Origin of the sequence: Nonomuraea maheshkhaliensis (genome assembly GCF_039529435.1) — a bacterium.
GTDB lineage: Bacteria > Actinomycetota > Actinomycetes > Streptosporangiales > Streptosporangiaceae > Nonomuraea > Nonomuraea maheshkhaliensis.
Window position 1 is genome coordinate 1 of the sequence record NZ_BAAAMU010000241.1, and the last position, 6,383, is coordinate 6,383.

The 6,383-nt window shown below is 71.3% G+C and carries 7 protein-coding genes; 4 read left to right on the forward strand and 3 right to left on the reverse strand.

Annotated elements, in window-relative coordinates:
- Positions 1–235 (reverse strand): alpha/beta hydrolase family protein (locus ABFX54_RS55515; RefSeq protein WP_428834670.1); only part of this gene is annotated, 235 nt, incomplete at its 3' end.
- 66 nt (positions 236–301) lie between these two features.
- Between ABFX54_RS55515 and ABFX54_RS55520 the strand changes: the two genes are divergently transcribed.
- Positions 302–847, forward strand: a complete 546-nt coding sequence (locus ABFX54_RS55520; RefSeq protein ID WP_346115416.1) for a helix-turn-helix domain-containing protein — start codon at positions 302–304, stop codon at positions 845–847.
- 44 nt (positions 848–891) lie between these two features.
- Here ABFX54_RS55520 and ABFX54_RS55525 read toward each other — a convergent pair whose 3' ends face one another.
- The gene (locus ABFX54_RS55525; RefSeq protein ID WP_346115417.1) at positions 892–1,701 is read right to left on the reverse strand and encodes a TrmH family RNA methyltransferase; all 810 of its coding nucleotides are present in this window, start codon (positions 1,699–1,701) and stop codon (positions 892–894) included.
- Complete coding sequence (locus tag ABFX54_RS55530; protein WP_346115418.1) at positions 1,694–2,485, reverse strand: DUF4184 family protein; 792 nt, start codon at positions 2,483–2,485, stop codon at positions 1,694–1,696. The genes ABFX54_RS55525 and ABFX54_RS55530 overlap by 8 nt, the downstream gene beginning before the upstream one ends.
- Positions 2,486–2,638: 153 nt before the next feature.
- Here ABFX54_RS55530 and ABFX54_RS55535 point away from each other — a divergent pair, with 153 nt between their 5' ends.
- The 3 genes from ABFX54_RS55535 to ABFX54_RS55545 form a co-directional block, all read left to right on the forward strand.
- Positions 2,639–3,277 (forward strand): cation diffusion facilitator family transporter, encoded by a 639-nt coding sequence (locus ABFX54_RS55535; RefSeq protein ID WP_346115419.1) that lies wholly within the window; start codon positions 2,639–2,641, stop codon positions 3,275–3,277.
- A 134-nt stretch (positions 3,278–3,411) separates the two neighbouring features.
- The gene (locus ABFX54_RS55540) at positions 3,412–5,184 is read left to right on the forward strand and encodes a substrate-binding domain-containing protein (protein WP_346115420.1); all 1,773 of its coding nucleotides are present in this window, start codon (positions 3,412–3,414) and stop codon (positions 5,182–5,184) included.
- A gap of 108 nt (positions 5,185–5,292) precedes the next feature.
- Positions 5,293–6,383: RNA polymerase sigma factor (locus tag ABFX54_RS55545; RefSeq protein ID WP_346115421.1), on the forward strand; the 1,091-nt coding region annotated here is incomplete at its 3' end.

A 6,383-nucleotide genomic window follows, 5' to 3' on the forward strand; every position in this document is an offset into this window, starting at 1 on the left:
CGCGGGTGCCGCGCGGGTCGTAGCGCAGGGTGGCGATGCCGGCCGCCGCCAGCGCGTCCGCGAGCGGGCGGCCGAAATTCATGGCGGCCTTGCGGGTGTTGCCGTCACGGTCGAGCGGGCCCGAGCCGTGCAGCAGGAGCACGGCGGGGTACGGGCCCGGCCCGGCGGGGAGGGTCAGGGTGCCGCCCAGGGGGGTTCCGTCGTCCGCCGTCACCGTCATGTCGATCTCGGGCATGGCTGTGCCTTCCGATCCGATTGTTATCGATTTCGATAATGCTATCAAACATGAGAACATAGGGACATGGCAACCGCACATCATCTGCTCCATCCCGTACGACTGCGCATCATGCAGACCATGCTCGGCGCCGACGAGCTGACCACGGCCCAGCTGCGCGAGCGGCTGCCCGACGTCCCGCCCGCCACCATGTACCGGCACGTCGCAGCCCTCGCCGAGGCCGGTTTCCTGGAGGTGGTGAGCGAGAGGCGCGTCCGCGGCGTGGTCGAGCGCGGTTACCGGGTCCGCGGGGACAGGTCGCTCCTGGACGCGGAGGAGCGTTCGAGCATGACGAAGGACGACTACCAGCGCGCCTTCGCCCTGTTCAGCGGCGCTCTGATGGCCGACGTCGACCGCTATCTCGCCCGGGACGACGCCGACCCCGCCCGCGAGGGGCTGCTGTGCCGTCAGGCCGCGGTCTGGCTGACCGAGGAGGAGTGCGCCGAGCTGGCCGCGGAGATCGAGGAGGTGGTGACCCGCCGCACGCGCACCGGCCCCGGCCACGGCCGCACCCGCCACCTCGTCAGCCTCACCGTGGTCCCCGACAAGTCCGCAGACGGGTCCGGTGACTGACGAGCGCCGCGAAACCCACCGCGCGTGACAGGCTCAGGCGGCGGTCAGGCGGACCGCATCAGCCCATGGCAGGCGATGGCCGCCGCCGCGACGACGTTCAGCGAGTCGACCCCCGCCGCCATCGCCTCCCCGCTCATCGGGATGCACACCGCCTCGTCGGCCTCCTGCAGCCAGTGGGAGGACAGGCCGTCACCCTCGGAGCCCAGCAGCAGCGCCACCCGTTCGGACAGCGAGACCGTGTCGAGCGGGGTGGCCGTCTGGTCCGGGGTCAGGGCGAGGGTCTGGAAACCGGCCTTGCGCAGCGTGGACAGCCCTTCGAACCAGTCGTCCATGCGCGCGTACGGGATCGAGAAGACCGCGCCCATCGCGACCTTCACCGCCCTGCGGTAGAGCGGGTCGGCGCAGCGCGGCGACAGGACGATGCCGCCGACCCCGAGCGCGGCCGCGCACCTGAAGATCGCCCCCACGTTGGCGTGGTCGACCAGGTCCTCCAGGACGAGCAGGCGGCGCACACCGCCCTCCAGCAGGGTCTCGACGGCGGGCAGCGGCAGGCGTTCCATCGAGGCCAGGGCGCCGCGGTGGACCGGGAAGCCCGCGATGGCGGACATGGTCGCGTCGTCCGCCACGTAGATCGTCGCGTCGCCGAGCACGTCCTCCAGGGACGCCAGCCAGCGGCGGGTGGTCAGGACGGAGCGGATCGGGTAGCCGGCGCCGATCGCCCGCCTGATCACCTTCTCGCCCTCGGCGAGGAACAGGCCGCGCTCGGCCTCCAGGCTCTTGCGCAGTTCCACGTCCCTCAGCCGGGTGTAGTCGGTGAGGCGCGGGTCGTCGGCGGCGGTGACGTACTCAAGCACCTTCCGATACTGCCATGCGCCGCCTGACCTGCCAGACGAGCGCGTAGCAGACGAGGACCAGGCACAGGCCGATCACGGTGCCCGCGCCCGTCTTGGTGATCACGCTGGCCAGGCCGAACTTCGGGTTGGGCGCGTCCACCAGGGGCCAGAGGAGGGCGCCGGCCACGACGCCGGCGGCGGAGCCGGCGAGGACGGTCAGGCGGGTGCGGGCGGAGACGCGCAGCCGGTCGGGTACGGGCGCCGAGGGCATCCTGGACAGCCCGCGCCAGGCCCACCACACCACCAGGGTCAGGCCGATCGCCGACGAGGTGTACTGCAGGAGGCGGAAGAGCCTGATCACGCCGAAGACGGAGAAGGAGAGCCACGCGCCCCACTCCGCCGGGCCCGTGGAGTGGGTGAAGCTGTCCCACAGCACGTGGGTGGCGGCTCCGGCCACTGCTCCCGCGACCATGGGGAGCGGGCGCGGGCGCTCGGGGGTCAGCAGGGCGGCGCGGCCCGCCAGCGCGGGCGGGAGGAGGGAGATCAGGGGGTCGCGCAGGACGAGGTGGAAGAAGGGGAGCAGGATCAGGACCGCGAGCGGGTCGATGGTGACCACGCCGAGCCAGGAGTGCCAGTCGGTGTAGTCGGGCAGGAACGGCAGGAAGATCGGCAGGTCGGGGACCATCGCGCCCATCGCCAGCGCCCATGGATCGACGATCCGGCGCAGCCGGGACGACGCGATCAGCGGCACGACGGCGGCGATGTGGCTGGGCGTGAACGGCACGAAATCCCCCCGGATCTCCACTCGACACAGCATTCGGTGATCATTCGGCGATCAAAGGCTCATTATGCGGCCGAAGCTTGACCTTCCTTTGCCGCCGCCGTACGAGGTCACGGAGTGCGATGGGTACGGTACAGATCGCTGTCGACGGCCGGATAGCCGGGAGTTCGGGGGTTCATGGTGCCTGATCAGCGAATTCATGAGCATCCGGCCGCGTCAGCCGAGTGGCTGCGGGCCGCGCGGGCCGCTCGTTCGCTCTCGGTGGCCACACTGGTCTGGCTCGGCGTGGAGAGCTCGCTCGGCCTGGTGGCGGGCCTGGCCGCGCATTCGGTCGCGCTCATCGGCTGGGGCCTGACCGCGCTGGTCGAGGCGGTGGCCAGCCTGATCGTGGTGTGGCGGTTCACCGGCGCCCGTACGTTGTCGTCCAGCGCCGAGAGCACCGCGCGGCGGCTGGTGGCGCTGAGCTTCTGGCTGCTGGCCCCCTACCTGATCCTCCACGTCGCGCACGACCTGGACGCGGGCCACCGGGCGGTGCCGAGCGCGCTGGGGATCGTGGTGACGTCGCTGAGCCTGGCCGGCATGCCGGCGCTGGGTCTGGCCAAGCGGCGGCTCGGCCGGCGGCTGGCCTCGGCGGCCACCGCGGGCGAGGGCACGCAGAACCTCATCTGCGCGGCCATGGCGGCGGGCGTGCTGGCGGGTCTGTGGCTCAACACGATGGGTCTGTGGTGGGTGGATCCGGTGGTGGCGGTGGTGCTGGCGGTGGTCGCCGTACGGGAGGGAAAGCGCGCCTGGGGCGGTCACACTTGTTGCCATTGAGCGCCACGCTCGGTAATCGTCGCACCAAAAGGGCTGTTTTGCCACACAGACCGCACCGAGTATCGTTCCCGGAGTATTGCGGAGCATCTCCCGCTAGGGTCTCCGGAAGGTCTCAAGCAACCTAAGAGGACATCGTGGGGCGACACCGCACAGACGAGCTCGACGACGGCTACCGAGCCAGCGAACCCCCTCCCCGCAGGCGGTCCAAGAACAGCCGCGGCAGAGTGCTCGTACCGCTGGCCGGAGCGGTCGCCATGGCCGTCCTCCTCGGTGTCGCGGCCTTCGTCATCTTCAACCGGGACCACGACTGCTCGGCCGGCAAGCTGCCGCTGCGCGTGGTGGCCACGCCGGACATCCAGCCCGCCCTGAACAAGATCGCCGGCACCTACAACAAGGCCATGCACTCGATCGACAGCAAGTGCGTCGAGGTGTCGGTGGCCAAGGAGGCGGCGGCCAGGACCGCGAACGCGCTGGCGGCGGGCAAGTCCAAGGCCGACTTCTGGGTGGCCGACTCCAGCCTGCTCATGGAGAGCATGCGCGCGACCTCGGGCAAGGACACGCTGCCGCAGGTGGAGGGCTCGATCGCGAGCTCCCCCGTGGTGCTGGCGGCGGCGAAGGCGTCGGCCCAGAAGCTGTCGGGGGCGCTGCAGCCGAGCTGGACCGCCATGGTCTCGGCGGCGAACGTGGCCAATGTGGACGGTCCCGGCAGGAAGGTGCGGGTGCTCGCCCTCGACCCGCAGAAGAACTCCGCCGGCCTGGCGGCGCTGCTGGCCGCGGCCGGCACGGCCAAGGAGGCCGGCCAGGACAAAGCGCTGGTGGGCGCGCTCAAGGAGCTGTCGGGTCAGCTCGCGCCCGACTCGACGGCGCTGCTGGCCAGCCTCACGGTCAAGTCCGGCAGCAGGGTGCCGGTGGGCGTCACCACCGAGCAGGCCATCCACGCGCACAACGTCAAGAAGCCCGAGGCCCCGGTGGTCGCCCTCTATCCCAAGGAGGGCACGCTCAGCCTCGACTACCCCGTCACGATCCTGACCAAGGACACGGGCGTGCTGAAGGCCGCGACGGACTTCAAGCAGGAGCTCTCCTCGGAGTCGGCCAGGAAGGTGCTGCGCGCGGCCGGGTTCCGCAGCGCGGACGGCAAGGCCGGCGACGCGCTGTCGGAGGACAAGGGCTTCACCCCCGAGGCCCCGGTGGCGCTGGACCCGCCGGACGGCGCGACCGTGACGCGGATGGTCCAGACCTGGTCCAGGCTGAACCTCGGCACCCGCCTGCTGACCCTGCTCGACGTCTCCGGGACGATGGCGCTGCCCGTGCCCGGCACCGGCATGACGCGCATGCAGGCCATCAACAAGATCGCCGCCGAGGGCCTCGGGCTCTTCCCCGCCGGATCCGAGATCGGTCTGTGGACGTTCTCCACACACCTGGACGGAAAAGGCAAGGACTGGAAGGAGAACGTCCCCGTCGGGCCGCTCAGCGAGTCGATCAACGGGGCTCTGCGCAAGGACGTGATGGGCAGGACGCTCGCCCAGATGCGGGCCAAGGCCACGGGCGACACCGGGCTGAACGACACGGTCAAGGCCGCCTACGGGCAGCTGACGAAGACGTACCAGCAGGACAAGGTCAACACGCTGCTGATCCTCACCGACGGCGCGGGCAACGACGACCCCGACGGCGGCGTGAAGAACTCCGAGATCATCCAGTACCTGAACAAGACCTACAACCCGAAGCGGCCGATCTCCATCCTGCTCATCGCGTTCGGGCCGGACGCCAAGAAGGGCAAGAAGCAGATGGAGACCCTGGCCAAGGCCACGGGCGGCGAGGCGTACATCGCCGAGGACATCCTCCAGGTGCGCGACTTCTTCCTCCAGGGCATGGAGCGCCGCCTCTGCACGCCGAACTGCGACGGATGATCCGCCCCCTTCATGCCCATTGGGTATGAAGGGCGAACCGGCCCGTCAAGGGCCGCGTCCTCTCCGCGTGGGGCCGAAGCGCCCGTGCTACCCGCGGGGAGGGAATCCGTGCCTGGATGGCCGACCATCGATCGTGCCGCCGATCAGCAGCTCGTCGAAGCTCTGAGCCGGGGTGAGAGCGATGCTCCCGCCAAGCTGTACGACTCCTACGCCGAGCGGCTGCACGACTACGCCTTCTCCCTCGCCAGGGCCGACGACCTGGCCGCCGACGCCGTGCACGACGCGCTGGTCACCGCGCAGCAGTGCGTGGGCCGGCTCAAGGACCCGGCCAGACTGCGGCCCTGGCTGTACGCGCTGACCAGGTTCCAGGTACGCGCCCGGCTGGCCCGCCGCAGCGGCACCCCGGCGGGCGGCCTGCCGCTGCCCGAGCCGGACGAGCACGAGGACCCCGAGCTGGCCGACCTGGTCCACGAGACGCTGGGCGAGCTGAGCGGCGGCGAGCGCGAGGTGCTCGAACTCTCGCTGCGCCACGACCTGACCCCGTCGGAGGTCGCCGCGGTGCTCGGCCTGACCTCCCGGCAGGCGGCGGCCAGGCTCGGCCGGGCCCGCGACCAGCTGGAGATCGCCGCCGCGGCCGTGGTGCTGGCCAGGGTCGGCCGGGCGCACTGCCCCGACCTGTCGGCGATGGTGGACTCCTGGGAGGGCCCGCTCACCCCGCTGCTGCGCCGGCGGCTGTCGGGGCACATCGGCGGGTGCGAGGTGTGCACCGAGCGGCGGCACCGGCAGGTCTCCGCCGCGCGGCTGCTGGAGATGATGCCGGTGGCCTACCCGAGGATCTCGCTGCGCCGCCGGGTGATCGACACGTGCGTCAAGCCCGAGCTGGACCAGACGCGCGTACTGATCACCGACCTGGGCGACAACTTCGACCGGACCGGGTTCCCCGTGCCCGCCGACCGGCGCACGCGCCGCCGCCGGCCGCGCCGCATGGGGCCGCTCGTGCTGGCCGGGGTCTGCCTGCTGGCCGCCACGGGAGCCGTGGTGGTGATCAACGGCGGCGAGTCCTCCGACACGACCACGCTGCGGCCGCTCCCCTCCCCCACGCTCCCCGCCGAGGAGAGCCCGGTGCCGTCGTTCGAAGAGGAAGAGGAGCCGGAGCCGACGCCGACACCAACGCCGACGCCGCCGCCGACGCCGAGCTG

Coding starts and splice junctions, on each gene's coding strand:
- ABFX54_RS55520 (WP_346115416.1), top strand. CDS start 302: ATGGCAACCGCACATCATCTGCTCCATCCCGTACGACTGCGCATCATG.
- ABFX54_RS55535 (WP_346115419.1), top strand. CDS start 2,639: ATGGTGCCTGATCAGCGAATTCATGAGCATCCGGCCGCGTCAGCCGAG.